Source organism: Streptomyces sp. NPDC044064, assembly GCF_056434245.1.
The window spans coordinates 71,787-93,947 of sequence record NZ_JBWKFN010000021.1 but is presented as its reverse complement, the minus strand read 5'-3'; the positions used below and the strand labels follow the sequence as shown (position 1 = coordinate 93,947).

Annotated in this window: 22 protein-coding genes and 1 pseudogene; 9 read left to right on the top strand and 14 right to left on the bottom strand. The window is 69.5% G+C overall.

Annotated features, from left to right (window positions below; translation table 11 throughout):
- Positions 1 to 3: 3 nt before the first annotated feature.
- Positions 4 to 1,200 carry an NAD(P)/FAD-dependent oxidoreductase gene (locus AC07DS_RS30280; protein ID WP_479150372.1) on the bottom strand — a complete coding sequence of 399 codons (1,197 nt, stop codon included), beginning with the start codon at positions 1,198 to 1,200 and terminating at the stop codon, positions 4 to 6.
- 248 nt (positions 1,201 to 1,448) lie between these two features.
- On the opposite strand from AC07DS_RS30280, the gene AC07DS_RS30275 reads away from it, so the two are divergent.
- The 3 genes from AC07DS_RS30275 (at position 1,449) to AC07DS_RS30265 (ending at position 3,077) form a co-directional block, all read left to right on the top strand.
- Positions 1,449 to 1,940, top strand: coding sequence for a helix-turn-helix domain-containing protein (locus tag AC07DS_RS30275; RefSeq protein WP_479150370.1), 492 nt, complete (start codon positions 1,449 to 1,451; stop codon positions 1,938 to 1,940).
- A gap of 86 nt (positions 1,941 to 2,026) precedes the next feature.
- Positions 2,027 to 2,623: a hypothetical protein gene (locus AC07DS_RS30270; protein ID WP_145875912.1), complete on the top strand. Its 597-nt coding sequence runs from the start codon at positions 2,027 to 2,029 to the stop codon at positions 2,621 to 2,623.
- A gap of 106 nt (positions 2,624 to 2,729) precedes the next feature.
- Positions 2,730 to 3,077, top strand: a complete 348-nt coding sequence (locus AC07DS_RS30265) for a DUF2516 family protein (protein ID WP_186581367.1) — start codon at positions 2,730 to 2,732, stop codon at positions 3,075 to 3,077.
- A gap of 15 nt (positions 3,078 to 3,092) precedes the next feature.
- Here the strand turns inward: AC07DS_RS30265 and AC07DS_RS30260 are convergent, their stop codons facing one another.
- The 3 genes from AC07DS_RS30260 to AC07DS_RS30250 all read right to left on the bottom strand — a co-directional run bounded on the left by AC07DS_RS30260 (position 3,093) and on the right by AC07DS_RS30250 (position 6,778).
- Positions 3,093 to 4,397, bottom strand: coding sequence for a PP2C family protein-serine/threonine phosphatase (locus tag AC07DS_RS30260; protein WP_479150367.1), 1,305 nt, complete (start codon positions 4,395 to 4,397; stop codon positions 3,093 to 3,095).
- A gap of 307 nt (positions 4,398 to 4,704) precedes the next feature.
- On the bottom strand, positions 4,705 to 5,790 hold the full coding sequence (locus tag AC07DS_RS30255) for a C40 family peptidase (RefSeq protein WP_479150365.1): 1,086 nt from the start codon (positions 5,788 to 5,790) through the stop codon (positions 4,705 to 4,707).
- Between the two features lie 199 nt (positions 5,791 to 5,989).
- Positions 5,990 to 6,778 carry a class I SAM-dependent methyltransferase gene (locus AC07DS_RS30250; RefSeq protein WP_479150362.1) on the bottom strand — a complete coding sequence of 263 codons (789 nt, stop codon included), beginning with the start codon at positions 6,776 to 6,778 and terminating at the stop codon, positions 5,990 to 5,992.
- Between the two features lie 293 nt (positions 6,779 to 7,071).
- On the opposite strand from AC07DS_RS30250, the gene mshA reads away from it, so the two are divergent.
- From mshA to AC07DS_RS30235, 3 genes are all read left to right on the top strand, one after another.
- A complete protein-coding gene (gene mshA / locus AC07DS_RS30245; protein ID WP_479150361.1) occupies positions 7,072 to 8,409 on the top strand; it encodes a D-inositol-3-phosphate glycosyltransferase in 1,338 nt (445 codons plus the stop codon).
- Entirely contained in the window at positions 8,402 to 8,902 is a 501-nt protein-coding gene (locus AC07DS_RS30240) for a type III secretion system chaperone family protein (RefSeq protein ID WP_479150358.1), read from the top strand. Before mshA ends, AC07DS_RS30240 begins: the two co-directional genes overlap by 8 nt.
- Before the next feature lie 142 nt (positions 8,903 to 9,044).
- Entirely contained in the window at positions 9,045 to 10,700 is a 1,656-nt protein-coding gene (locus AC07DS_RS30235) for a glycosyl hydrolase family 28-related protein (RefSeq protein ID WP_479150356.1), read from the top strand.
- Here the strand turns inward: AC07DS_RS30235 and AC07DS_RS30230 are convergent.
- Positions 10,679 to 11,479: a helix-turn-helix transcriptional regulator gene (locus AC07DS_RS30230; protein ID WP_479150354.1), complete on the bottom strand. Its 801-nt coding sequence runs from the start codon at positions 11,477 to 11,479 to the stop codon at positions 10,679 to 10,681. The genes AC07DS_RS30235 and AC07DS_RS30230 overlap by 22 nt on opposite strands.
- Positions 11,480 to 11,528: 49 nt before the next feature.
- On the opposite strand from AC07DS_RS30230, the gene AC07DS_RS30225 reads away from it, so the two are divergent.
- Positions 11,529 to 11,978, top strand: coding sequence for a DUF2000 family protein (locus AC07DS_RS30225; RefSeq protein ID WP_479150353.1), 450 nt, complete (start codon positions 11,529 to 11,531; stop codon positions 11,976 to 11,978).
- A 21-nt stretch (positions 11,979 to 11,999) separates the two neighbouring features.
- Here AC07DS_RS30225 and AC07DS_RS30220 read toward each other — a convergent pair whose 3' ends face one another.
- From AC07DS_RS30220 to AC07DS_RS30205, 4 genes are all read right to left on the bottom strand, one after another.
- A complete protein-coding gene (locus tag AC07DS_RS30220) occupies positions 12,000 to 12,668 on the bottom strand; it encodes a DUF2637 domain-containing protein (RefSeq protein ID WP_479150351.1) in 669 nt (222 codons plus the stop codon).
- Between the two features lie 22 nt (positions 12,669 to 12,690).
- Positions 12,691 to 12,870: a hypothetical protein gene (locus tag AC07DS_RS30215; RefSeq protein WP_479150349.1), complete on the bottom strand. Its 180-nt coding sequence runs from the start codon at positions 12,868 to 12,870 to the stop codon at positions 12,691 to 12,693.
- A gap of 245 nt (positions 12,871 to 13,115) precedes the next feature.
- Positions 13,116 to 13,589 carry a carboxymuconolactone decarboxylase family protein gene (locus tag AC07DS_RS30210; protein WP_479150348.1) on the bottom strand — a complete coding sequence of 158 codons (474 nt, stop codon included), beginning with the start codon at positions 13,587 to 13,589 and terminating at the stop codon, positions 13,116 to 13,118.
- Positions 13,590 to 13,692: 103 nt separating this feature from the next.
- On the bottom strand, positions 13,693 to 14,943 hold the full coding sequence (locus AC07DS_RS30205) for an MDR family MFS transporter (protein WP_479150346.1): 1,251 nt from the start codon (positions 14,941 to 14,943) through the stop codon (positions 13,693 to 13,695).
- A gap of 162 nt (positions 14,944 to 15,105) precedes the next feature.
- Here AC07DS_RS30205 and AC07DS_RS30200 point away from each other — a divergent pair, with 162 nt between their 5' ends.
- Positions 15,106 to 15,867 (top strand): phosphoglyceromutase, encoded by a 762-nt coding sequence (locus tag AC07DS_RS30200; protein ID WP_479150344.1) that lies wholly within the window; start codon positions 15,106 to 15,108, stop codon positions 15,865 to 15,867.
- 399 nt (positions 15,868 to 16,266) lie between these two features.
- Here the strand turns inward: AC07DS_RS30200 and AC07DS_RS30195 are convergent, their stop codons facing one another.
- From AC07DS_RS30195 to AC07DS_RS30180, 4 genes and pseudogenes are all read right to left on the bottom strand, one after another.
- Positions 16,267 to 16,863: a cadmium resistance transporter gene (locus AC07DS_RS30195; protein ID WP_479150343.1), complete on the bottom strand. Its 597-nt coding sequence runs from the start codon at positions 16,861 to 16,863 to the stop codon at positions 16,267 to 16,269.
- A gap of 336 nt (positions 16,864 to 17,199) precedes the next feature.
- Positions 17,200 to 17,853, bottom strand: coding sequence for a hypothetical protein (locus AC07DS_RS30190; protein WP_479150341.1), 654 nt, complete (start codon positions 17,851 to 17,853; stop codon positions 17,200 to 17,202).
- An 805-nt stretch (positions 17,854 to 18,658) separates the two neighbouring features.
- Positions 18,659 to 18,868 (bottom strand): hypothetical protein, encoded by a 210-nt coding sequence (locus AC07DS_RS30185; protein WP_361112639.1) that lies wholly within the window; start codon positions 18,866 to 18,868, stop codon positions 18,659 to 18,661.
- Between the two features lie 371 nt (positions 18,869 to 19,239).
- A pseudogene (locus AC07DS_RS30180) lies at positions 19,240 to 19,543 on the bottom strand (DUF2000 family protein); the annotation flags it as partial.
- A gap of 324 nt (positions 19,544 to 19,867) precedes the next feature.
- Between AC07DS_RS30180 and AC07DS_RS30175 the strand changes: the two are divergent.
- A complete protein-coding gene (locus AC07DS_RS30175; RefSeq protein ID WP_479150339.1) occupies positions 19,868 to 20,332 on the top strand; it encodes a hypothetical protein in 465 nt (154 codons plus the stop codon).
- 605 nt (positions 20,333 to 20,937) lie between these two features.
- Here AC07DS_RS30175 and AC07DS_RS30170 read toward each other — a convergent pair.
- Positions 20,938 to 21,903 (bottom strand): hypothetical protein, encoded by a 966-nt coding sequence (locus tag AC07DS_RS30170; protein WP_479150337.1) that lies wholly within the window; start codon positions 21,901 to 21,903, stop codon positions 20,938 to 20,940.
- Positions 21,904 to 22,161 lie beyond the last annotated feature (258 nt).

The window sequence follows — 22,161 nt, the reverse complement described above, 5'->3', positions numbered from 1 at the left end:
CGGCTAGGCGGCCTGTCCGGAGGCGGCCGGCGCCTCGCCGCGCCCGGCCCGCAGCAGCTGCCCGCGCTTGTCGTCCCCGACCCAGGTGAGCGAGCCGGGCTTGCGTGCCTCGTCCGCCAGATGTTTGACGGTGGCCCGGCAGACGAACTCCTTGAGTTTCGAGCCGGGGCGTCCACCGAGGTAGAGCCTTGTGGCGGTGTCGTCCTTGGAGGCGAACTGGAAGATACCGGCGCGACGCCCCAGGCTGATGCACTGACCGAAGAACCCCAGGTTGATGGGTACGGGCTGGCCGCCCGCGATCCGGCTGAGCACCGTGTCGGCGGCATGTGCGCCGATCCTCGTGGCGGCCTGACAGCTCATCCGGAACGGCAGGTCCGACGGTGCCGCCGCATCCCCGGCCGCGACGATCCGCCCATCGTCCACGCTCGTCAGGGTCTCGTCGGTGAGCAGGCGGCCCAGGGCGTCGGTGCTCAGGCCGCTGCGCGCGGCCAGGTCCGGAACGCCGAACCCAGCGGTCCAGACGGTCACCTCGCTCGGCAGCTCACGGCCGTCACCGAGCCGCACGGCATCGCGTGTCACGGCCGTCACCTTCGCGTCGGGACCTTCGAGCACGGTCACACCTAGTCCGGCCAGCCGCCCGGCGACCGAGCGCCGGCCCCGCGGGTGCAGGTACGGGCCGAGCACCCCGCCGCAGACCAGGGTCACGCCGTGGCCCCGCTCCGCCAGCTCGGCGGCGGTCTCGATGCCGCTCGGACCGGCTCCGACCACGGTCACGGCGGCCTTCGCGGACGCGGAGTCGAGAACCGGCCGCAGCCGCTGCGCCTCCTCCAGGCTGGTGACCGGGTAGGCGAACTCGGCCGCTCCGGGCACGTGCGGGTCGGCGCTGCCACTGCCCACGGCGTAGATCAGGTAGTCGTAGCCGACCGTGCCGCCGGCAGCCAGCGCCACCTCCCGCCCGGCCGCGTCGATCCGGGTCACGGTGTCGACCACCAGCCGGACGCCCTCGGCCAGCACCTGGCTGTAGTCGACGACCGCGGTGTGGGTCCCGGCCGCCAGCTGGTGCAGGCGGATCCGCTCGACGAAGGACGGGCGCGGGTTGACCAGGGTCACGGACACGTCGGCGCGCTGCGTCAGGCGGTTGGCCGCCAGGACTCCGGCGTAACCGCCGCCGATCACGACCACTTCGGTGTTCTCGGGCATGGTCTCTTCCTTCGTTTCGGAGGTTCGTTTCGGAGGTTCGCTTCGGAGGTTCGGTGCGGGACTTCGGTACGGGAGTTCGGCCTCAAGACACCGCGGGTCGGCTCGCTGTGACAGGGTGTGACTCAGGTCACTTCACGGGAGGGGATGGGGGCGCCCTTGCGGCGACCGGGTGAAGTCCGGGCGTGGCGTGGCGCACTATTGCAAGCAGGTGCTTGCAATAGTTAGCGCGACTGGTGCAAGGTGGGGGCATGGCATCGCTCAACGTCGGCAATCTCGGTGAGTACCTGCGCGAGCAGCGGCGCAACGCCCAGCTCTCGCTACGGCAGCTCGCCGACGCCGCCGGGGTGTCCAATCCGTACCTGAGCCAGATCGAGCGCGGGCTGCGCAAGCCCAGCGCGGAGGTGCTCCAGCAGGTCGCCAAGGCGCTGCGCATCTCCGCCGAGACGCTGTACGTCCGCGCCGGCATCCTCGACGCCGAACGGGACCGGGACGACGTGGAGACCCGCGCCGTCATCCTCGCCGATCCCTCGCTCAACGAGCGGCAGAAGCAGGTGCTGCTCCAGATCTACGAGTCCTTCCGCAAGGAGAACGGATTCGGGGTCGGCGAAACGGTGGAGGACCTCGGCGAAGGGGCGGCGGAGGAAGTGCCCGGCGGCACCGACGACCCGAGCGACACCGGCGTACGCGGCACCCGCACGGCCGGCGGCAGTGATGCCGGTCCGCGGCGGACGGCCGGATAGCGGGACCCTGACAAGCCAGCCTCCGGGCGCCACACCGCGGACCACACCAACCCTCAGCCGAACGCGAATCCGGGAGGACCATCACCATGGCCATCACCGACGACCTGCGCAAGACCCTCAGCGACCCGACCCCGCTCTACTTCGCCGCCGGCACCGCCGACCTCGCCCTCCAGCAGGCCAAGAAGGTGCCCGGCCTGGTCGAGCAGCTGCGTGCCGAGGCCCCGACCCGGATCGACGCCGTGCGCAACACGGACCCGAAGGCCGTGCAGGAGAAGGCCGCCGCCCGGGCCAAGGAGGCGCAGGCGACCCTGCAGACCAAGGTCAACGAGTTCATCGGCACCCTCGACGTCGACCTCAAGAAGTTCGGCGAGAGCGCCCAGGACCTCGCCCTGCGCGGTGTCGGCGTCGCCGCCGAGTACGCCGTCAAGGCCCGCGAGACCTACGAGCGGGTCGCCGAGCACGGCGAGCAGGCCGTGAAGAACTGGCGTGGCGAGGCCGCCGACGAGATCGAGGAGCTGGCCATCGTCGTCGAGGGCAAGCCCGAGCCGGCCGCTGCCGAGGAGGAGCCGAAGCCGGCCGAGGCCAGGACCGAGCCCGCCGCGGCGAAGAAGCCCGCGGCCCGGAAGGCCCCGGCCCCCCGCAAGGCCGCCACCGCGAAGAAGACGACGCCGCCGGCGAAGTGAGCATGACCGACGAGGCGTGGACGGGCCGGGCACCATGGGGGTGCCCGGCCCGTTCTATGGGTACGGTGGCGAGGTACGGATCGGGAGACGGCGGGCGGTGGACGGCATGCTGATGTTGGGCTTCGCGGGGTTCATGGGGATCTTGAAGATCATCCTGATGGCCCTCGCCGCGTTCGGGCTCGTCGACGCCGCGATCCGGCGCGAGGACGCCTTCCGCGCGGCCGACAAGCAGAACAAGGTCTTCTGGCTGATCATCCTCGGCATCGCGCTGGTGGTCAGCTATCTGTTCTCGATTCTCGGCATTCTGCCGATCGCCGGCCTGGTGGCCAGCATCGTCTACATCGTCGACGTGCGCCCCGCGCTCAAGCAGGTCTCCGGCGGCAGCGGCTGGGGCCGCCGCCGCGGCGGAAGCAGCAGCGACGGCCCGTACGGCCCGTACAACGGCGGCCGTTGACCCCCGGCGGGGGGCTTACGGCGTGCGGTCCAGCAGGACCACTGCCACGTCGTCCGTCAGCTCCCCGCCGTTGAGGTCGCGGACCTCACTCACCGCCGCCCGCAGCAGACTCTCGCCCCGCAGCCCCTCGGAGAGCTGGCGGCGGATCATCTCCACCATCCCGTCCTGGCCCAGGCGTTCTCCGCCGCTGCCCACCCGGCCCTCGATCAGACCGTCGGTGTAGAGCATCAGGCTCCACTCGGCACCCAGCTCCACCTGCATCCGCGGCCAGCGGGCGCCGGGCAGCAGACCGAGGGCGGGGCCGTTCTTGTCGTACGGCAGCAGCTTCGCGGTGCGGCCGGGGCGGGCGAGCAGCGGGGCCGGATGTCCGGCCAGGCACAGGCCCGCCGAGCGTCCGTCCGGCGCTATGTCCACCGTGCACACCGTCGCGAAGATCTCCTCGTCCGAGCGCTCGTGCTCCAGCACCTGCTGGAGCGTGCCCAGCAGATCGTCGCCGGACAGCCCGGCCAGCGTCAGCGCCCGCCAGGCGATGCGCAGCTCCACGCCGAGCGCGGCCTCGTCCGGGCCGTGGCCGCAGACGTCGCCGATCATGGCGTGCACGGTGCCGTCCGGGGTACGGACGGCGTCGTAGAAGTCCCCCCCGAGCAGGGCCCGGGAGCGGCCGGGGCGGTAGCGGGCGGCGAACCGCAGCGAGGAGCCGTCCAGCAGTGGCGTGGGCAGCAGCCCGCGCTCCAGCCGACGGTTCTCCTGGGCGCGCAGCCGGCCCTCCGCCAGGCGCCGCTCGGCCGTGTCGGAACGCTTCCGCTCCACCGCGTAACGGATGGCGCGGCTGAGCAGGCGGCCGTCCAGTTCGTCCCGGAACAGGTAGTCCTGGGCGCCGACGCGCACGGCCTCGGCGGCGCGCTCGGCGTCGCCGGAGGCGGTCAGCGCGAGCACGGCGTGCCGGGGCGCCAGCTCCAGCACGTGCTTGAGCACGGCCAGCTCGTCGGCGTCCTCGTCGCCGGCCCGGCCGGGCGCCGCAAGCGCCAGGTCCAGCAGGATGCAGTGGACGTCGTCGGTGAGCAGTCGCCCGGCCTCGGTGAGGTTGCGGGCGGTGCGGACGCGGATCGGCTTGCCGGAGGCGTCCAGCAGTTCGGGCACGATCGGCGAACCCGCCGGATCGTCCTCGATCAGCAGCAGGGTGAGAGGGGCGCCGGTGGCGCCGCCGGCCGTGGCGCTGCGCTGAGCCTCTTCCTTGAGGGGACCGCCGTGGGGGGCGGTCTGCGCCTGACCACTCTCCACGGCCGGGATCGCTCTCTGCCGCGGTACGGGTACGGGCATCTTCTTGGTTCCTTCCCTCCCCCCGAGGGCAGGCGGGGCGAGGGACCTCGACCCACCGTCGGGTGACCATAGCGGTACCGCCCGCCCTGATGGAATGGTGTGAGCCGCGTCGCTCGGGTGCAGTCCCCTGTCATATGCCGCGATCCGTATCGCAGTTGGACAGGACGGTCACCGAGCTGGGATGACGAAGCTCACGTACCGCCCGGGTTTGGGCGGCCGTTGGGCGTGCGGTGGGTCACAGCGGAGGGCTCGCGGGCCGCGTGGGAGCCGTCACATGACCTGGCTCACGCGTCCGGTCGAACGGCACTCACGCGTCCGGTCGTACGACTCCCAGGATCGGCATCGAACCCGCGCCCGCGATCGTCACCGTACGTCCCGGCCGCGGGGCGTGGATGATCGCGCCGTCGCCGACGTACATCGCGACGTGGCTGGCGTCGTCGAAGTAGATGATGAGGTCGCCGGGGCGCATGTCCTTGATGTCCACGTGCTGGAGCTGTTTCCACTGCTCCTGCGAGGTGCGCGGGATGGGATGGCCGGCGTTCAGCCAGGCCTGGGAGGTCAGGCCCGAGCAGTCGTAGGACTTGGGGCCCTCGGCGCCCCACACGTACGGCTTGCCCAGCTGGGCGGTGGCGAACTCGACGGCCTTCTTTCCCTGCGCCGAGGCCTTGCCGTTGATCTCGTCGAGGATGCCGGTGTCCAGCCACTTGGTCTGGGCCTGGGAGGCGGCCTGCTGCTCCAGCTCGGCGAGTCGTTCCTTCTCCTTCTTCTCCAGCCGGGACTCGAGCTGCTCCGCCTCGGAGATCTGCTGCTTGATCTTCTTCTTGGCGGCCGCCTTGGCCTTGCGGTTGGACTCCAGCTTCTGCCACTGGGCGGAGGCGTCGTCGGCGTAGCCCTGCAAGTCCTTCTGGGTGCGGGTGATTTCCGCGATCAGTTTGTTGGTCGCCCGCTGGCCGTTCAGCACCGTGCCGGCCCCGTCGATGAACTCCTGCGGGTCGTCGCTGAGCAGGAACTGGGCGGTGGGCGGCAGTCCGCCGGTGCGGTACTGGGCCCGGGCCGACGCGCCGGCCTGGTTCTTGAGCCGCTCCAGCTTCTGCTGTCCCTCGACGATCTTCTTCGCCAGCTCGACGATGAGGGCGGACTGTTCCTTCGTCCGTTCCTCGGCCGCGTTGTAGGCGTCGGTGGCGACGGCGGCGTCGTGGTAGAGCTTGTCGAGCTTCTCGCGGACCTTCTCAAGGTCCTTGTTCGGCGGGGGAGTCGGGGACGCGCTCGGGGACGCGCTCGCGCTCGGGGTGGGGGTCGGGGCGGCGAACGCCGTGCCGGGTGCCGCCAGTACGGTCACCGCGCAGACCACCGTGACGGCGGCCGTGAGCAGACCGCGCTTGCCCGTGCCCATATGCTCCCCCAACTGATTTACCGTCAGTAACTTACGGTCGCCCGACGGATCGTGCCATGGCGCCGCGCAAAACGACAGAGGTCACGGGAAGTCGGATTTTCGCCCCGCCCATCCGGCGCACTTCCCCCTGCCCGCGCCGATCACGACGATCGGCGCGACGATGTGACGAACGACGCACGGAGATCGTTCCCCACGGTGCTCAACACCCTCGCGGCGCCAACGCCTCCCAGGCCACCGTCACTTCGCCCTGGCGCCAGCGCGCCGGTGAGTCCGTCACGGGCCAATCGGCGCACAGGTCCCGGACCGTGCGGATCCAGCGCTGGCGGGCGCCGTAGGAGGCGTAGGGGGCGGCGGCCGCCCAGGCGCGGTCGAAGTCGCGCAGGAAGGCGTGCACGGGCTCGCCGGGCACATTGCGGTGGATCAGGGCTTTCGGCAGCCGCTCGGCGAGGTCCGAGGGGCGCTCCAGGGAGCCGAGCCGGGTCGCGAAGGTCACCGTCCGCGGGCCCTCGGGGCCCAGCGCCACCCACACGTGCCGGCGCCCGATCTCGTCACAGGTCCCCTCGACCAGCAGCCCGCCCCGCGAGCCCCCGCCCGCCGGCGCGAGCCGTGCGCACAGCCGCTCCCACACGGCGGCGACCTGGGCCTCGTCGTACTGGCGCAGCACGTTGGCGGCCCGCACGAGCACCGGCCGCCCGGGCACCGGGACCTCGAAGCCGCCGTGCCGGAAGACCAGGCCCTCCCGCTCGTACGGCTTCGCCGCCGCGACCCGCTCCGGCTCGATCTCGACGCCGACCACACGCGCGCGGGGTGCGGCGGTCCGCAGCCGGCCGAGCAGCTCGACCGCGGTCCACGGCGCCGCGCCGTACCCGAGGTCGACCGCCACCGGATCCGCGGCACGCCGCAGCTCGGCGCCGTGCGTGGCCGCTATCCAGCGGTCCATGCGCCGCAACCGGTTGGGGTTGGTCGTCCCGCGCGTCACCGTTCCCACGACGGGGGTCCCCCCGGTCGGGCGAAGCCGAGAGCGGTGGAGGGGCGTCGCGCGGGCTGTCATACCTACGAGGGTAGGCGGACCCGGGGGGCCGGTTTCCGGTGACGGCAGGGGCGGCCGTCGCGTGCCTCGCCCGGGGTGCACGGTGCCCGTCGAACGGTTGAGCGGGCGATGGTAATGATTCGGTAAAGGCTGCCGTGAGGGAATTCGAGCCGCCCCCGCCGCTGTTGCACCCCCTTGGAGGGCGCGGTCGGTCCTCCGGCAGGCATGCCCGCAGCGAGGAGGAACGCCACGTGAGCCAGTACGTCAGCAGGCTCGGGCGGCGCTCCCCGGCGGCCCCCTCGCGACTCAGGCTCCATCGCAGGCCCCGCCGCGTCGCCATGCTCTCCGTGCACACCTCACCGCTCCACCAGCCCGGCACCGGTGACGCCGGCGGCATGAACGTCTACATCGTGGAACTGGCCCAGCGCCTCGCCGCGATCAACATCGAGGTCGAGATCTTCACCCGGGCCACGGCCGGCGGCCTCGAACCCACGGTCCAGCTCGCGCCCGGTGTCCTCGTGAGGCACGTGGACGCGGGCCCCTACGAGGGCCTGGCCAAGGAGGACCTGCCCGCCCAGATGTGCGCCTTCACGCACGGCGTGATGCAGGCCTGGGCCGGCCACCGCCCCGGCCACTACGACCTCGTCCACTCCCACTACTGGCTCTCCGGCCACGTCGGCTGGCTCGCCGCCCAGCGCTGGGGCGTCCCCCTGGTGCACGCCATGCACACCATGGCCAAGGTCAAGAACGCCAACCTGGCCGACGGTGACACCCCCGAGCCCGCCGCCCGGGTCATCGGCGAGACCCAGATCGTCTCCGCCGCCGACCGGCTCATCGCCAACACCGCCGAGGAGGCCGACGAGCTGGTGCGGCACTACGCCGCCGACCCGGCGAAGGTCGCGGTCGTGTACCCCGGCGTCAACCTCGACCGCTTCCGCCTCGCCGACGGCCGGGCCGCCGCCCGCGCCCGCCTCGGCCTGCCCCAGGACGCGCTGATCCCGCTCTTCGCGGGCCGCATACAGCCCCTGAAGGCTCCCGACGTGCTGCTCCGGGCGGTCGCCGTCCTGCTGGAGGAGCGCCCGGAACTGCGCTCCCGGCTCGTCGTACCCGTCGTCGGCGGCCCGAGCGGCAGTGGTCTTGCCAAACCCGAGGGGCTGCAGAAGCTCGCCGCCCGGCTCGGTATCGCCGATGTCGTACGGTTCCGCCCGCCGGTCGGCCAGGAGCAGCTCGCGGACTGGTTCCGGGCCGCCTCCGTCCTCGTCATGCCGTCCTACAGCGAGTCCTTCGGCCTGGTGGCGATAGAGGCGCAGGCCGCCGGTACCCCGGTGCTCGCGGCCGCGGTCGGCGGGCTCCCGGTGGCCGTGCGCGACGGCGTCACCGGCTTCCTGGTCAAGGGCCACCACCCGGCCGAGTACGCGCGCGTGCTGCGCCGTTTCGCCGACGAGGCGTCCCTGCCCGCCGAGATGGGCGCGGCCTCCGCCCGGCACGCGCAGTCCTTCGGCTGGGACATCGCAGCGGCCGCCACCGCCGACGTGTACATGGCCGCGACCCAGTCCCACCGCCGTCGCGTACGCTCCCAGCATGGGTGATGCGGAGAAGGCGGCGCAGGTCGTCGAGGGGGCCTTGAAGGACGCCGAACTGGAGTGGGAGAGCCCGGAGCCCGGCACCTACGTCGTCAAGCTCCCCGGCACCCGCAAGCTCTCCACCACGGTCTCCCTCCTGGTGGGCCGCCACACCCTCTCCCTCAACGCCTTCGTCGTCCGCCACCCCGACGAGAACGAGGCGGGCGTCCACCGCTGGCTGCTGGAGCGCAACCTCAAGCTGTACGGCGTGAGTTACGCCGTCGACCGGCTCGGCGACGTCTACGTCACCGCCCGGCTGTCCCTGGCCGCCGTCACCGCCGAGGAGATCGACCGCCTGCTCGGCCAGGTCCTGGAGGCGGCGGACGGCGCCTTCAACACCCTGCTGGAGCTGGGCTTCGCCTCCGCGATCCGCCGGGAGTACGAGTGGCGGGTGTCCCGCGGCGAGCCGACGCGGAACCTGGACGCGTTCAGGCATCTGATCGAACGCCCGGCTGACTGACCTTTCCCCGATGGCAGCCACTGGCTGTCGGGAAAGCTCTCCTGTTGCGACCCCTTCCCCGCACCGGGGCTCCGTGGCATGCTCACCGCCAACGCATTCCTGAACGTCGTTCATATCCATGAATATGAAGGGGCGGCCGGACATGAACCACGGGCACGTCAGCAGACGGACACTCCTCGCCGGAGCCACCGCCGTGGCCCTGGCCGCGGCAACCGGCACGGCGACCGCCGCACCGGGGCAGGTCCCCGCCCTCTGGCGGGAGTTCACCCGCACCCCCTTCACCCACCCGCAGATCCCGTACGTCGGCCGGGCGGGCCTGCGCGCCGGATCGCGCCGCTTCCCCCGCCCCCACACCTTCGCCGACGTCACCGACTACGGCGCCGTACCCGACGGCACCACGGACTGCGCCCCCGCGATCAACCGTGCCCTCGCCGCAGCCGGACGGGCCGGCGGGGGCACGGTCACCATCCCGCCCGGCACCTTCCGCATCGACGGCGTGATCCGTATCGCCGACCCGAACGTGGTCCTGCGCGGCGCCGGCAGCGGCCGTACCACCCTGTACGCCACGAAGAACCTCACCGAACTGATCGGCGCCTACGGCTCCCGCTACGGCGGCGACAAGTCGTCCTGGTCCTGGGCGGGAGGCCTGATCTGGCTTGCCCCGAGGGCCCGTTGGGACTCCCTGGTGGCCGCGATCCGGGCCCGGGCCTGGCCCTTCGAGGGCTGGACCGGCAACAGGCGGGACGAGTGGGCGACCCTCACGACGGTCGAACCGGCCCTCCGCGGCTCATGGACGGTGACGGTGGCCGACCCGGACCGTCTGACGCCGGGACGGCTGGTCCTGCTCCGCCTGGCCGACGATCCGGCCCACACCCTCCTGCAGCACATGGCGGGCGGCGGTCCGGGACCCGCCGCCTACACCTGGGACGACAAGACCAAGCTGACCTCCTACGTCCCCTACGAATGGCCCGTCCGCATCACCCGCGTCCACGGCCGCCGCATCACCCTCGAACGCCCGCTCCCGCTCGACCTGCGCCCGCAGTGGGACCCCCGACTGACCACACACGTCGAGGAGTTGACCGGCTCGGGCGTGGCGGGCCTGACCCTGGAGGTGATTCAGACGCCGCAGTCCCCGCACCTCCTGGACAAGGGCTACAACGGGGTCGTCCTCCAGTGCGCCTACGACTGCTTCGTGGACGACGTCACGGTCCGGCACGTGGACAACGGCTTCGGCCTGGTCGCGGCCTCGGCCTGCACCCTGCGCCGCACCCGGGTCGCGGGCCGAGGCTCCCACCACCCCTACTTCTGCCGCGAGGGCTCCCACGACAACCTGATCGAGGACTTCACGATCGAGCAGCGCACCGTGCCCGCGCCCGCCGGCACCCAGCTCCACGGCATCAACGTCGAGGGCCTGTCCTCCCACAACGTGTGGTCGCGCGGCGACATGCAGATGGGCACCTTCGACTCGCACCGCGGCCTGCCCTTCGCCGACGTGCGCACCGACATCACGGTGAACAACAACGGCCGGCACGGCGGGGACGCCAGCGCCGGCCCGCTCTTCGGCGCCCGCTTCACCCACTGGAACATCCGGGTCACCAACGGCCGCGCGGGCCTGATGAAGATCGACGGCCTGGCGCCGTACTCGGCGACCGTCGGACTCGGCACCGTCACGGAGTTCGACCAGACCGACGTCCCCGACTTCACCGGCGACCTGCACTCCCGCCTGGAGCTGTACGGCACCACGGACGCGGTGCGCCCGCGCAACCTGTACGACGCTCAGCGCGAACTGAGCCGGTAACGCCCCGGGGTGACCCCCACCAGCTTCTTGAAGTGCCGGGTGAGATGGGCCTGGTCGCAGAACCCGGTCGCCACCGCCACCTCGCCCGGCGCCAGCCCGTCCAGCAGCAGCCGGCGCGCGCGGCCGACGCGGCGGGACATCAGGTACTGGTGCGGGGGGATGCCGTAAGCGGCGCTGAACGCCCGTACGAGATGGGCGGGATGGGCGTGCAGCACCCGAGCGGCCCCGGCGAGGGCAAGCCCCTCGACGACGTGCTCGTCGAGCAGCTCCCGCAGCGAACGGGCGAGGGCGGGGCCGGGACGGCCGGCGCCGCTCTCCCGCCGCCGCAGATGGTCCCGCAGCCGCTCGCCGACGAGCGCCAGCCTGCTCTCCGCCTCCAGCTCGTCACCGGGCCGCCCGAGCGCGCCGTGCAACTGCCCGACCCGCAGCCGCAGTACGGGATCCCGGAGATCGGGCCCGTCGACGGCCGCACCGATCAGCTCGTCCCCGAGGTGGCTGCCGTCCAGGTAGAGAACCCGCTTGCGGAAGCCGTGCGGGGTGGCCGGGGAACCGTTGTGCGGAACGTGCGGCGGCAGCAGCGAGACGGTGTCGTGCGGGGTTCCGTGCTCATGCCGGTCGAGGTCGTACCGCACGGCCCCGTCGTCCACGATGAGCAGCGTCCAGGCGTCGTGGACGTGCATCGGGTAGGCGTACTCGGTGAAGTGGGCGTGGAGGACCTCCACGACACCCGGGATGCGGGGGCGCCAGGCGGAGACCTCGGGCTGGGCTGCGGCGGCCACGCAAAAAACGTACAAGACGGTGCCGTACGACGGTCGGCAGTCTCATTCCATGAACACCGGACAGCGTCCCGACGCCCCCGCCGATCCGATCCGCTTCGACACCAAGATCGCCGTGCTGCTCCGCGCGGACCTGGAGCCCTGGCAGCGCCTGAACGTCACCGCGTTCCTGGTCAGCGGCCTGGGCAGCCGGGCCCCCGAGGTGACCGGGGACCCCTACGAGGACGCGGACGGTGTGTCGTACCTGCCGATGTTCCGCCAGCCGGTGCTGGTCTTCGAGGGCACCAAGGAGACCCTGCGGGCGGCGCACGCCCGGGCCCTCTCGCGCGACCTGCCGTGCGCGGTGTTCACGGCCGACCTCTTCACGACGGGCAACGACCGGGACAACCGCGCGGCGGTACGGGCCGTACGGACCGCGGACCTGGACCTGGTCGGCCTGGCGGTGTACGGCCCGCGGAACGGGGTGGACAAGGTGCTGAAGGGGGCGCGGATGCATCCGTGACGGCGACGGCCGCGCCCCCCTTCACGACTTGGACGGCGGCCGCTCGGTGTGCGTGGCGTGCCGGGGCCGGCCCTTGGACGAGATCTGGCCGACGAGCTCCCAGAAGCACACCAGCGCGGTGACCGGCGGAATTCCGAAGATGACTAACGACAGCAGCGCATGTGACGAGTGACTGACACACAGCGCCACGGCCATCGCGGAGGCGGCCACCACGACGCACCAGGACCGCCGCGCACTCCGCCGTTGAGCGGTGGCCCGGATCACCGAAAGAGCTGCCACGAACCACGGCCCGTACACCGTCAGCGGCCAGCATTGCGCCAGTCCCGTCGGCAGAACCGACGAGGCGATTCCGCGCAGTTGGTCATAGGAATAGCAGACGGACCAGGCCAGCATCGCCACCGCGCACAGCGAGACCGTCGCGATCAGGAACGAGATGTGGGTGACGCGCCGACCGCCGTCGAGGAAATGGGATTCGTGGCGGGGGCGCCGACGACTGCTCCTGCGCGGGGACGGGATGGTCAGCGGGGTGGTGGGAGCGGGGGGCACGACGGCCGCCGTGGACAGTATCTGGGCCAGCTCCTCGACCGGGTCCCAGTCGTTCGGCGCGATGTCCGGTTCCGGGACGCTCCAGGCGTCGTCGTAGAGGCCGGCGTCGTCGTAGAGACCGGCTTCGTCGTGAATCCTGTCCATCGATAATCCTCCGGCCCCTGCCTCAGGAAGCTCCGTACAGATCCGCCATCGCCCGCAGATATTCAGTTTCCATTCTGTTGATATTGTTCAGGAAATCATCGAGCAGGTCCGAGCACGACTTGAGGCCCGCATCGCTGTCCCAGCGGAGCATGGTCGTCGGATGATCTTCACTCACGTACCAGTTGAATCGCGTCACGACCACCTAACGACGCTCACTGGAGGCGGGGTTGTGAGGCGTTCGGGGGATGCGAGTCCCCCGAAAGGGGAGTTTTTGAGCGTCTGCCAATATATGGTTGAAGGAAATGTGAATACTCGGGCAATTACATTCCCTGAGTACTGGAATTAAAATGGTCGGTGCCGGTCGGGGGCTTGCGGCCGACCTTATGCGCGCGCCCCCTCCGGCAGGGGTGCCGGAGGGGGCGCGGAGGTTCGTGCGGTGCTGGTCGTTCAGCCGAACATGCCGGGCTCGTAGTCGCCCGCGGGCTGCTGGACGACGACGTTCAGGCGGTTGTAGGCGTTGATCAGGGCGATGAGGGAGACCAGGGCGGCCAGCTGGTCCTCGTCGTAGTGCTTGGCGGCGTCGGCCCAGGCCTCGTCCGTGACACCACCGGCCGCGTCGGCGATCCGGGTGCCCTGCTCGACCAGCTCGAGGGCGGCACGCTCGGCGTCGGTGAAGACCTTGGCCTCCCGCCAGGCCGCGACCAGGTGGAGGCGCTGGGCGCTCTCCCCGGCGTGCGCGGCGTCCTTGGTGTGCATGTCGGTGCAGAAGCCGCAGCCGTTGATCTGGCTGGCGCGGATCTTCACCAGTTCCTGGGTCGCGGCCGGCAGGGTCGAGTCCGAGATCGCCTTGCCCGCCGAGTTGATGTACCGCATGAACTTGCCGGCGACCGGGTTGGCGAAGAGGTTCAGGCGAGCTTCCATCGTGGGCTCCTGTGTCGTTGCTGTTGGCTACACCTGCTTGACGGAACGGCCCGGCGAGATGTGACAGAACTGAATGTGACCCGCGTCACTCGACGGCCGGGGTTCAGACCGCCTGCTCGGACGCCTGCGGCCGGCGCCCGGGCGCCTTCGCGTCCTCCTGTGCGGGAAGCCGCCGCATGAGCACGCCGTACCCCACCCCCGCCACCGTCCCGACGGCCGCGCACATGGCCCACAGCCACTCCGCGCCGAACCGGTCGATGACGGCGCCGGACATGAGCGGCGCGATCAGGGCGGCGACGGACCACGAGAGCGTGTACATGCCCTGGTAGCGCCCGCGGCCGTGCACGGGCGACAGCCGGACCACGAGCCCGGTCTGGGTCGGCGCGCTGACGATCTCGGCGAGCGTCCACACGCACACGGTGAGCGCGAAGACCCCGACCGACCCGGCGAAGGCGGTGAGCCCGAAGCCGTACCCGGCGAGGACCGAGGAGACGACCAGCAGCGTGCGGGGATCGCGGTGCTCGATGAAGCGGGTGACCGGGATCTGCAGGGCGACGATCAGGATGCCGTTGACGGCGATGGCCAGGCCGTAGTCGGCGGGCGAGAACCCGGCCCGCCCCATGGCCACCGGCAGTCCGACCGAGCCCTGCTGGAAGACGAGGGCGACGAGGAAGGACAGCCCGACGACGGCCATGTACCGCCCGTCGCGCAGCACCGTCATGAGGCTGACCTCGGCGTCGGCCTGCCTGGCCGTGGCGGTGGGCCGGGACTCGGGCACCTTCAGGAACACGACGAGCGCGCACGCCAGGGTCATCCCGGCCTCGATCAGGAACCCGGCGAGATAGCTGAACTCGGCGATGAACCCCGCGCCCATGGAGGAGACGGCGAAGCCGAGGTTGATGGCCCAGTAGTTGAGCGAGAAGGCCCGCACCCGGTCCTCGGGCCGCACGATGTCGGCCATCATCGCCTGCACCGCGGGGCGGGAGGCGTTGGAAGCCATGCCGACGAGGAAGGCGACGGCGGCGATGGCGGCGGGGTCCCGCATGAAGCCGAGCAGCGCGACGGAGCCGGCGGTGGCGGTCTGCGCGATCAGCAGCGTGGGCCGCCTGCCGAGCCGGTCGGCCATCACCCCGCCGCCCAGCGAGGAGACGACCCCGCCGAGCCCGTGCAGCGAGGCCACGAGGCCGGCGTACGAGGCCGAGTACCCGCGGTTGAGGGTCAGGTAGAGCGCCATGAAGGTGGCGACGAAGGCGCCCAGCCGGTTGACGAGGGTGCTGGTCCACAGCCACCAGAACTCGCGGGGGAGCCCGGAGACGGTCTCCCGGGCAGCTCGTCTCAGACGGACGACGGACATGACGGAACCCCCACGATGCCTGCTGTTGTAAGTGGCCGCAACCAAGAGCGCAACTTACATGCGGCGGCTGGATCTCGGCCACTCAATTAACAGATGCCGTCAACTGTCCGGCTGCTGGGCATGGGCCATGGCGGGCCGAAAGCGTGGATTACGCTCTGAGGCATGGCCGACGCACCGTACAAGCTGATCCTCCTCCGTCACGGCGAGAGCGAGTGGAACGCGAAGAACCTGTTCACCGGCTGGGTGGACGTCAACCTCAACGAGAAGGGCGAGAAGGAGGCGGTCCGCGGCGGTGAGCTGCTCAAGGACGCCGGCCTGCTGCCCGACGTGGTCCACACGTCCCTCCAGAAGCGCGCGATCCGCACCGCGCAGCTGGCGCTGGAGTCCGCGGACCGCCACTGGATCCCGGTCCACCGCTCCTGGCGCCTGAACGAGCGCCACTACGGCGCCCTGCAGGGCAAGGACAAGGCGCAGACGCTCGCCGAGTTCGGCGAGGAGCAGTTCATGCTCTGGCGCCGCTCGTACGACACCCCGCCGCCCGCGCTCTCGGACGACTCCGAGTTCTCCCAGGCGAACGACGCGCGCTACGCCTCCATCCCGCCGGAGCTGCGCCCGAAGACGGAGTGCCTGAAGGACGTCGTCGTCCGCATACTCCCGTACTGGTACGACGGCATCGTCCCCGACCTGCTCGACGGCCGCACCGTCCTGGTCGCGGCCCACGGCAACAGCCTCCGCGCCCTGGTCAAGCACCTGGACGGCATCTCGGACGCGGACATCGCGGGCCTGAACATCCCGACGGGCATCCCCCTCTTCTACGAGCTGGACGCCGACTTCAAGCCGGTCACCCCGGGCGGCAGCTACCTCGACCCCGAGGCGGCCGCGGCGGCGATCGAGGCGGTCAAGAACCAGGGCAAGAAGAAGTAAGCGGTACTGATCAAGGCCCCTACCTGCGGCTCAGCCGTCGGTAGGGGCTTTTGTACTTCGCTGGGGCCGTCTCTGGGCCGTGAGCTGCTTGACCGGGCCGTCGGGCGGATCGGGTGACAGGACCGACGGAGCGCGATCAGGTCTGCTGCCTCGCCTCTGCCTGTGCGCCCGCATCGCGGAGCGCCCGCGATCTCGGCGGCTTCTTCTGAAATGCAGTCGAGGATCACGACCGGGGCTTGATCCACCAGGACCTTGCTGCGCCAGAGGCTCAGTCCTGCCAGTCGGCGTACGACCTGGGCCACATCAAGGCCCGCGCACGGCGGCGCGCTGCGTGCATGCGGGCGAAGGCAGAACAACCCTCTGTGGCTGGGGCGGTCGGCTGACTGTTGCCTCGACTCTCTACAGGCCGAAAGCGCCACCCTCGATGAGGATCAGCAGGCCAATGGCGATCAGGACCAGTGGCAGCAGGACGTGGCCCCACCGACTGAGCGCCTTGGCGACCAGGGGACGCGTGGCGAAGAAGCGGCCGGCGAAACACCAGACAGCGACCAGGATCAGGAACACGACGGCGTACACGCTCATGCCGCCCACGCCGGCGGTCGCGAAGACCGGGACGTAGACACCGATGTTGTCGCCACCGTTGGCAAAGGTGACCGCAGCGACTTCCAGCGCCTTGGGTCCGCCCTCCTTCACCTCTCGCTCGTCGTCTTCGTCCTGGCGGTGCTTCCAGGCCTGCCACGCTGCCTTCAGGCCGAGAGCGAGAGGCAGTAGGCCGAGGTACGGGATGGCCGACTCCGGCAGGAAGGTGGCACCGAACGCAGCGGCGATAGCCACGGCCAGAATGGCGGCGAAGCCAAGGTACTGCCCTAGAACGATGCGCCGTGTGGAGCCATGGTGTCCGGCGCCCTGGGCGAAGAACAGCGACAAGATCAGGATGTCGTCGATGTTGGTGACAGTAAACAGCCCGGCCGCCTGACCGACGATGCCCAGGTTCACAGCTAGCAGCCCCTCCCGCTCAATTGCCCCGCGAGACTACCCGTGGCGTGGCAAACGCCCGCTAACGAGCCCATGCCTACAGGGACGGCAGGCATGTCCGTGCCCCACACGTGCCCGATCAGCCGGGAAGCCACGGGGAACTGCGGTCACCGGCAGGTACCGAGGCGTACAGCGGCCCCTGACCGGGCTTCCTGGTCAGGGGCCGTTCACCTGCGGTGGGTGTGGGATTTGAACCCACGGTGACATCGCTGCCACGACGGTTTTCAAGATCGCTCGCGGGCTTGACTCGCCCATTGAGACTCCGCCGCCCGCGCGAATCGCGCCTGGCTCACCTTGCTACTCCTGGGGAAACTTGCCGACTCCGCGCAGCATCCTAAAGAGCTGCGTGGGCGAAGCGGTCACGCCATTACCCCCCTCCGATAGCACTTCGCCTTCTCTTGCGAGAGCACGCGACGAGGCATAAATAAACACCGGCCCAGAAAGTCCGTGCTCGCGCATCTCGCGAATAAGCCTGATACCGGCATCCGGATTGAAGGCACCTTCCTCGTCCCTGCCCATATCCGATATCACAGCATCAAACGAGGGTGACGCATGCAGCAGGTCGGCAAGCCCTTCCTTTGTGGACTTATCCTGAACCACTTCCACGCCAAGGGATTGTAGTTGTGCAACTTCGTAGTAATTGTTATCCGGCTTGTCGTCAACCCAAAGAACTCTTCGCAGATTATTTTCTGAGGGTTCTGGTGCAGCAGGTGCAGGGGTGGCAGGGGCAGTATGGGCGGCAGCGAGCAATCCCCGAATGTCGGCCGTGCTTTGGATGAATTTTTCCGACACCTCTTGGACTGTCAATTCTGTACCAGCGATCTTGACAGTAAATGCCCTTGATTCAACGATCTTCTTGATCGTAGGGAACAAACGCCAGATCACAAAACCAACGACTGCCGGCCAAACCAGGACCGAGAGAGCCTTTATGAGTTCTGTCGCATCCTTCATGACACTCCCCGCTCACATTGGAACCATCCCGACCTTGACACTGGAGGGCGTCGAGTGCAGCGCACGTTGCGCCATATGAGCTAGCCACATCCCTGATCAGCCTGCCGTTCCGCCGGCATAGCGGTCCTCAGGCGGGCGACCACGAGTCACGTGTGGACCTGTAGGTCAACCCGCTGCGGTACAGCAGCGAAGTACAGCAGCCACAGATGCTTCTCTTCCACAAGCGCCACCAGGACACAGCGGTGAGTGTCTAACTGCGTGACAACGCCAGCGGACGACGACGGACGGGCGCGAATGCCTGCGGACAATCAGTGCAGGTGAGAAGCGCAGCAGCCCAAGGGAGAATATTCGCTCAGGTTGCTTCGGGACGAAGAGGTCGTGAGCTATAGGCCGTCGCGCTCGATCAGTGAGCCATCACGGCCCAGTGTGTGGAAGCGCGGCGGATCTGCCCGGGTAGAGCTGCCGCATCATGTTGGTCGTCCGAGCAAGGTCTGCCGCGCCCACATGTCGCAGCATCTCCGGCACGTCGCCGTCGGCGTACACCAGCAGTCCTGTCTTGGCTCCCAAAGCCCCTCCCCAGCGCGTTGCCCTTGATGGCGGACGCACCATAGCCGCAGGCTCTGACAAAAGGAGGCGCCTCTGCCTTGCTGCCAAGCTGGGCCGTCTCTGGGACCCTTGACGATCAAGCCCCCTACCAGTGGAGACCCGCGGGTAGGGGGCTTGTTGCTGTGGTCGCCGATCGGCGGTCAGGCTGCCGGTCAGGCCATCAGCGATCACGCGATTAGGAAGTCCCGCGATCTGGCGATCAGAAGGAGACAGTGACGCCTGCCTGGTGGTACTGGCCGATGGTGTCCTGGACCTCGTCCTTGACCGCGCCGAACTGAGCCACGAGGTCCGAGCTGCTGATCGCCGTGGGGCCGGCAGCGATGCCGGCCTGCGGGCTCAGGCCGCCGGAGACGTTATCGAGCTCGGCGTCGGAGATTTCAAGGGTCTGAACCTGGGGAGCGGAGTTCATGATGAAACTGCCCTTCGTATGGATGTTCCACAAGGGGGAGCGGCCAAGCTGGGGACAGACGGTGGGCCGCGACCGCAGCCCACGCCATCCGTTTCCGGACACCTTGGCGCGATCCCGGCGGCGCGAAGGATCAAATCACGGAGCGTGCCCGGCATCCAGTGGGTCGCTGCTCCAGGCAAGGCAGTTGAACCACTCGACTACTCATCCGTGCATGCATGCACACGAATTGAGGGCAGCTTCTCTACATGTAGCGCCGCACAGGAACCCGACAGCTATTGCCACGACTGCTCCGATCAGGACAACTCCGCATCAACAGAATGCACCTGTGCCGCAGTTGCACCTTCGCTGTGTAGATTCAGTTGCAGATTCAGTCATGTACGCGTCCGCGCGTCCTTCAGTACCTTGTCCACCGCGCTCCGCGGTCTGTAAACCGACAGCCCCACCAGGTCCCGTTCCTTCGTCGGCACGACCCGGACGGCGGCGCGGCTTTCCCGGTCGTTGCCGGTAGCGAAGAAGTCGGAGGTGAAGACGGCACGGGGCAGGACGCGGGCCAGGGCCCGGCCGTGGGCCGGCGGTGAGGGTCTCCTTGGTGCCCTCGAAGACGAGGACCGGCTGCCGGAACATCGGGAGGTACGGCACGCCGTCGGCGTCCGCGTACGGCTCACCGATCACCTCGGCCGACCGCCTGAGACCGTCAGCGCTCTTCAAAGAGGCGGCGCAGAACGAGACACGATCCGACAGGTGGGCTTCCACGATGGACCTGCCGGACAGCTTCGGCCTCGAAGAAGAGGGATGAGACCTAGAGGACGGTCCGTCTCAGTCTCCGTCTCATTCAGCCCCGTTCACGGCCGTTCAGGCGAGACTTCGATACCACGCGACACGAGACCAAGCCGCCCATGAACGCAGCCCAAAACACCACCAACACAGCTGGAACGCGTGTGGCCCAGGAGTTGGGCTTGAAGCGCGCCCAAGTCGTGGGACATGTGATCAGCTTGGGGTGTGGCAACCATCATCGCCAGCGCCATAGCCGTCCTGGGAACCCTCCTCGGTTCGGGGATCACTCTGGCGTTCCAGCAGCGCACCACCGACAGGGGCCATCAGTTCACCCGCCGCGAGAAGCTCCGGCAGGAACGACTCGACGCCTACTCCGCCTACGCCGGGGCGCTGATCAACTATCGCCGCTGCCTGGTCCATCTCTGGTTCTGCGAGAACGAGCAGCCACCGCCGGAGGACCCCGACGCGGTGCGGATCCGGGCCTACGACTTGCGCTCCACCGCGCAAGAGGCACTGTTCCGAGTGCAGATGCTCACCGATGACGAAGCCCTGAGCCAAGCCGCCGAAGACGTGCTCGCGGACGTCACGGCGCTCACGAAAACCCGCCACAGAGCCGAGCTCGACGATCTCAGGGTGCGAACCCGTGACAACATCAGTCATCTGGTCAGGGCAGCCAAGCAGCACCTCTGACAGGCTGGCGGAGGTTTCGATTCGAGGCCGCTCGCCCAGGGCAGCCCGAACCAGCCCCGATTGATCGCAGCTTCCCATCTGAGGGCTCAAGCACCGTCGTCAGGGGCCGGCCGTAGCGGCTTGCTCTGGTCAACCGCACTCGCGTGGCTGAGGCCAGCGGGGGCACAGTGAGGCACGCGCGCGCCTGGCCGGTCGGCTGACCCGCCATCGTGGCTGACTGTCGTCTGCTGAGGCTCAGACGGGCCGCATCGTAGGACCCCGCTGTCAGACGAACGGGGCCCCACAGCGGGCGAAGCTGGGCCGTCCCTGGGCCGTCCGAGGCCGCTCAACGGTGGCCAATGACGACCAAGGACGACCACCAGACGCACGGACCCGCCGCCCCTGAGCAGGGAAAACGCAGGTCACCAAGATCCCCGGCAAAACCCAGGGCAAGAAGAAGTAGAGACTGCGATCATGCCTCCCGCCTGCGCATACGGCGCGAGTGGGAGGCATTTTCATGCTTTGGAACCTCCAGAGCACCACGGGCAGGCCGTGCTCCTCCTGCTTGTGCAAGGCGGGCCCCTTTACCCGGCGCACCGCACGGGGGGCGAGGAGCGCGCCGCGGGTCACGTGACGCGGCAATGCCGTTCGTCCGCCGTGATGCCGTGCCGCTCCGGTTCACCCGACGGGCCGACGCTGTAGATCAGGCCGTCCGGGGTGGTCAGCACGCTGTGGGCGCTGATCTGTGTCGGCTGCCGGTCGCCGGCCGCCGACATGGTCGTCACCCGGCCGTCCGACAGGAAGACGCCACAGTCACGGAAGACGCCGATCTCGCCGTCGCTGTTCGCCGTGGTCCTGCGCAGAGGCGCGGACCGGTCCGCGGGGGCCAGGGAGATCGTCTGCCGCGCCCCGCCCGTCCCCGCCGAGAACGCCCCGAGCACGGTCGTGCTCCGGGAACTGGCGCAGTCACTGAGAAACTGCGGGACCTCACGGAGCTTCCTGCCGGTCGCCAGGTCGAACTCGACGGCCTTGTCGCCGAGCGTCCACATGGACTCGCGCTGCCGGGACAGGCAGCCGATGCTTCCGGGCAGGGCGTCGGAGACCAGAACCGGTGACAGCCGGGCACCCGTGAGCCGGAAGCGGTAGGCGCTCCAGGTCTTCGCGGAACCGAGCTGGACGGAGACGACCAGCGTGCTCCCGTCGTCGGAGACCCGCCCCATCGCGTCGCCGACCCCTCCGGCGAACTTCTTGCTGTGGAGTCTCCCGGACTCCGACCAGGTGATCGAGGACTCGTCCGTCGCGACCCAGGTGTCCCGGTCCTCGGCCCAGCGGACGACCAGGGACCGGCTGGGCGACGTGCGGACCGTGGAAGCGGCTCCGGTCTTCCAGACGGTGTGCGTCCGCGTCTCCCGCTCGTTCATGTCGGGGGTCGCCGATATGACGGCGTTCGGGCAGGAACCCGCGCAGTGCACGTCGGTGGGGAAATAGCGGCTCTCGCGCCATTTCTCTCTGCCGTCGCTCGTGTATCCGGCCAGTACCTCGTGCTTCGTGTCGTACGTGATGTAACCACTGGAATCACCGTCGGCCAGCACGATGGAACGGTTTCCGACAGGCGCTGCTTTCGATCCCGACGGCGCAGTGCATCCGGTGGCGAGAAGAAGTCCGCTCAGTACCGAAGCCAGTACGAAAAGCCTTTTCTGGGTGCTCATGCGTTTCCCGGTGTCAGGGACACCGCGTGGGGGGGGGGGGGCGCGGGGGGACCCCACGACGGGTGGCGGAATAGAACACCCAAGACTGGGCCTTTTACCTCGTCGGGCAGGTGGTGGGCGCGTCCCACCCGTGGGTGGACA

What these genes read in the sequence shown, in the direction of transcription:
- AC07DS_RS30280 (WP_479150372.1), bottom strand. Translation starts at nt 1,200, where the DNA reads ATGCCCGAGAACACCGAAGTGGTCGTGATCGGCGGCGGTTACGCCGGA.
- AC07DS_RS30275 (WP_479150370.1), top strand. Translation starts at nt 1,449, where the DNA reads ATGGCATCGCTCAACGTCGGCAATCTCGGTGAGTACCTGCGCGAGCAG.
- AC07DS_RS30270 (WP_145875912.1), top strand. Translation starts at nt 2,027, where the DNA reads ATGGCCATCACCGACGACCTGCGCAAGACCCTCAGCGACCCGACCCCG.
- AC07DS_RS30265 (WP_186581367.1), top strand. Translation starts at nt 2,730, where the DNA reads ATGCTGATGTTGGGCTTCGCGGGGTTCATGGGGATCTTGAAGATCATC.
- AC07DS_RS30260 (WP_479150367.1), bottom strand. Translation starts at nt 4,397, where the DNA reads ATGCCCGTACCCGTACCGCGGCAGAGAGCGATCCCGGCCGTGGAGAGT.
- AC07DS_RS30255 (WP_479150365.1), bottom strand. Translation starts at nt 5,790, where the DNA reads ATGGGCACGGGCAAGCGCGGTCTGCTCACGGCCGCCGTCACGGTGGTC.
- AC07DS_RS30240 (WP_479150358.1), top strand. Translation starts at nt 8,402, where the DNA reads ATGGGTGATGCGGAGAAGGCGGCGCAGGTCGTCGAGGGGGCCTTGAAG.
- AC07DS_RS30235 (WP_479150356.1), top strand. Translation starts at nt 9,045, where the DNA reads ATGAACCACGGGCACGTCAGCAGACGGACACTCCTCGCCGGAGCCACC.
- AC07DS_RS30225 (WP_479150353.1), top strand. Translation starts at nt 11,529, where the DNA reads ATGAACACCGGACAGCGTCCCGACGCCCCCGCCGATCCGATCCGCTTC.
- AC07DS_RS30220 (WP_479150351.1), bottom strand. Translation starts at nt 12,668, where the DNA reads ATGGACAGGATTCACGACGAAGCCGGTCTCTACGACGACGCCGGCCTC.
- AC07DS_RS30210 (WP_479150348.1), bottom strand. Translation starts at nt 13,589, where the DNA reads ATGGAAGCTCGCCTGAACCTCTTCGCCAACCCGGTCGCCGGCAAGTTC.
- AC07DS_RS30205 (WP_479150346.1), bottom strand. Translation starts at nt 14,943, where the DNA reads ATGTCCGTCGTCCGTCTGAGACGAGCTGCCCGGGAGACCGTCTCCGGG.
- AC07DS_RS30200 (WP_479150344.1), top strand. Translation starts at nt 15,106, where the DNA reads ATGGCCGACGCACCGTACAAGCTGATCCTCCTCCGTCACGGCGAGAGC.
- AC07DS_RS30190 (WP_479150341.1), bottom strand. Translation starts at nt 17,853, where the DNA reads ATGAAGGATGCGACAGAACTCATAAAGGCTCTCTCGGTCCTGGTTTGG.
- AC07DS_RS30185 (WP_361112639.1), bottom strand. Translation starts at nt 18,868, where the DNA reads ATGAACTCCGCTCCCCAGGTTCAGACCCTTGAAATCTCCGACGCCGAG.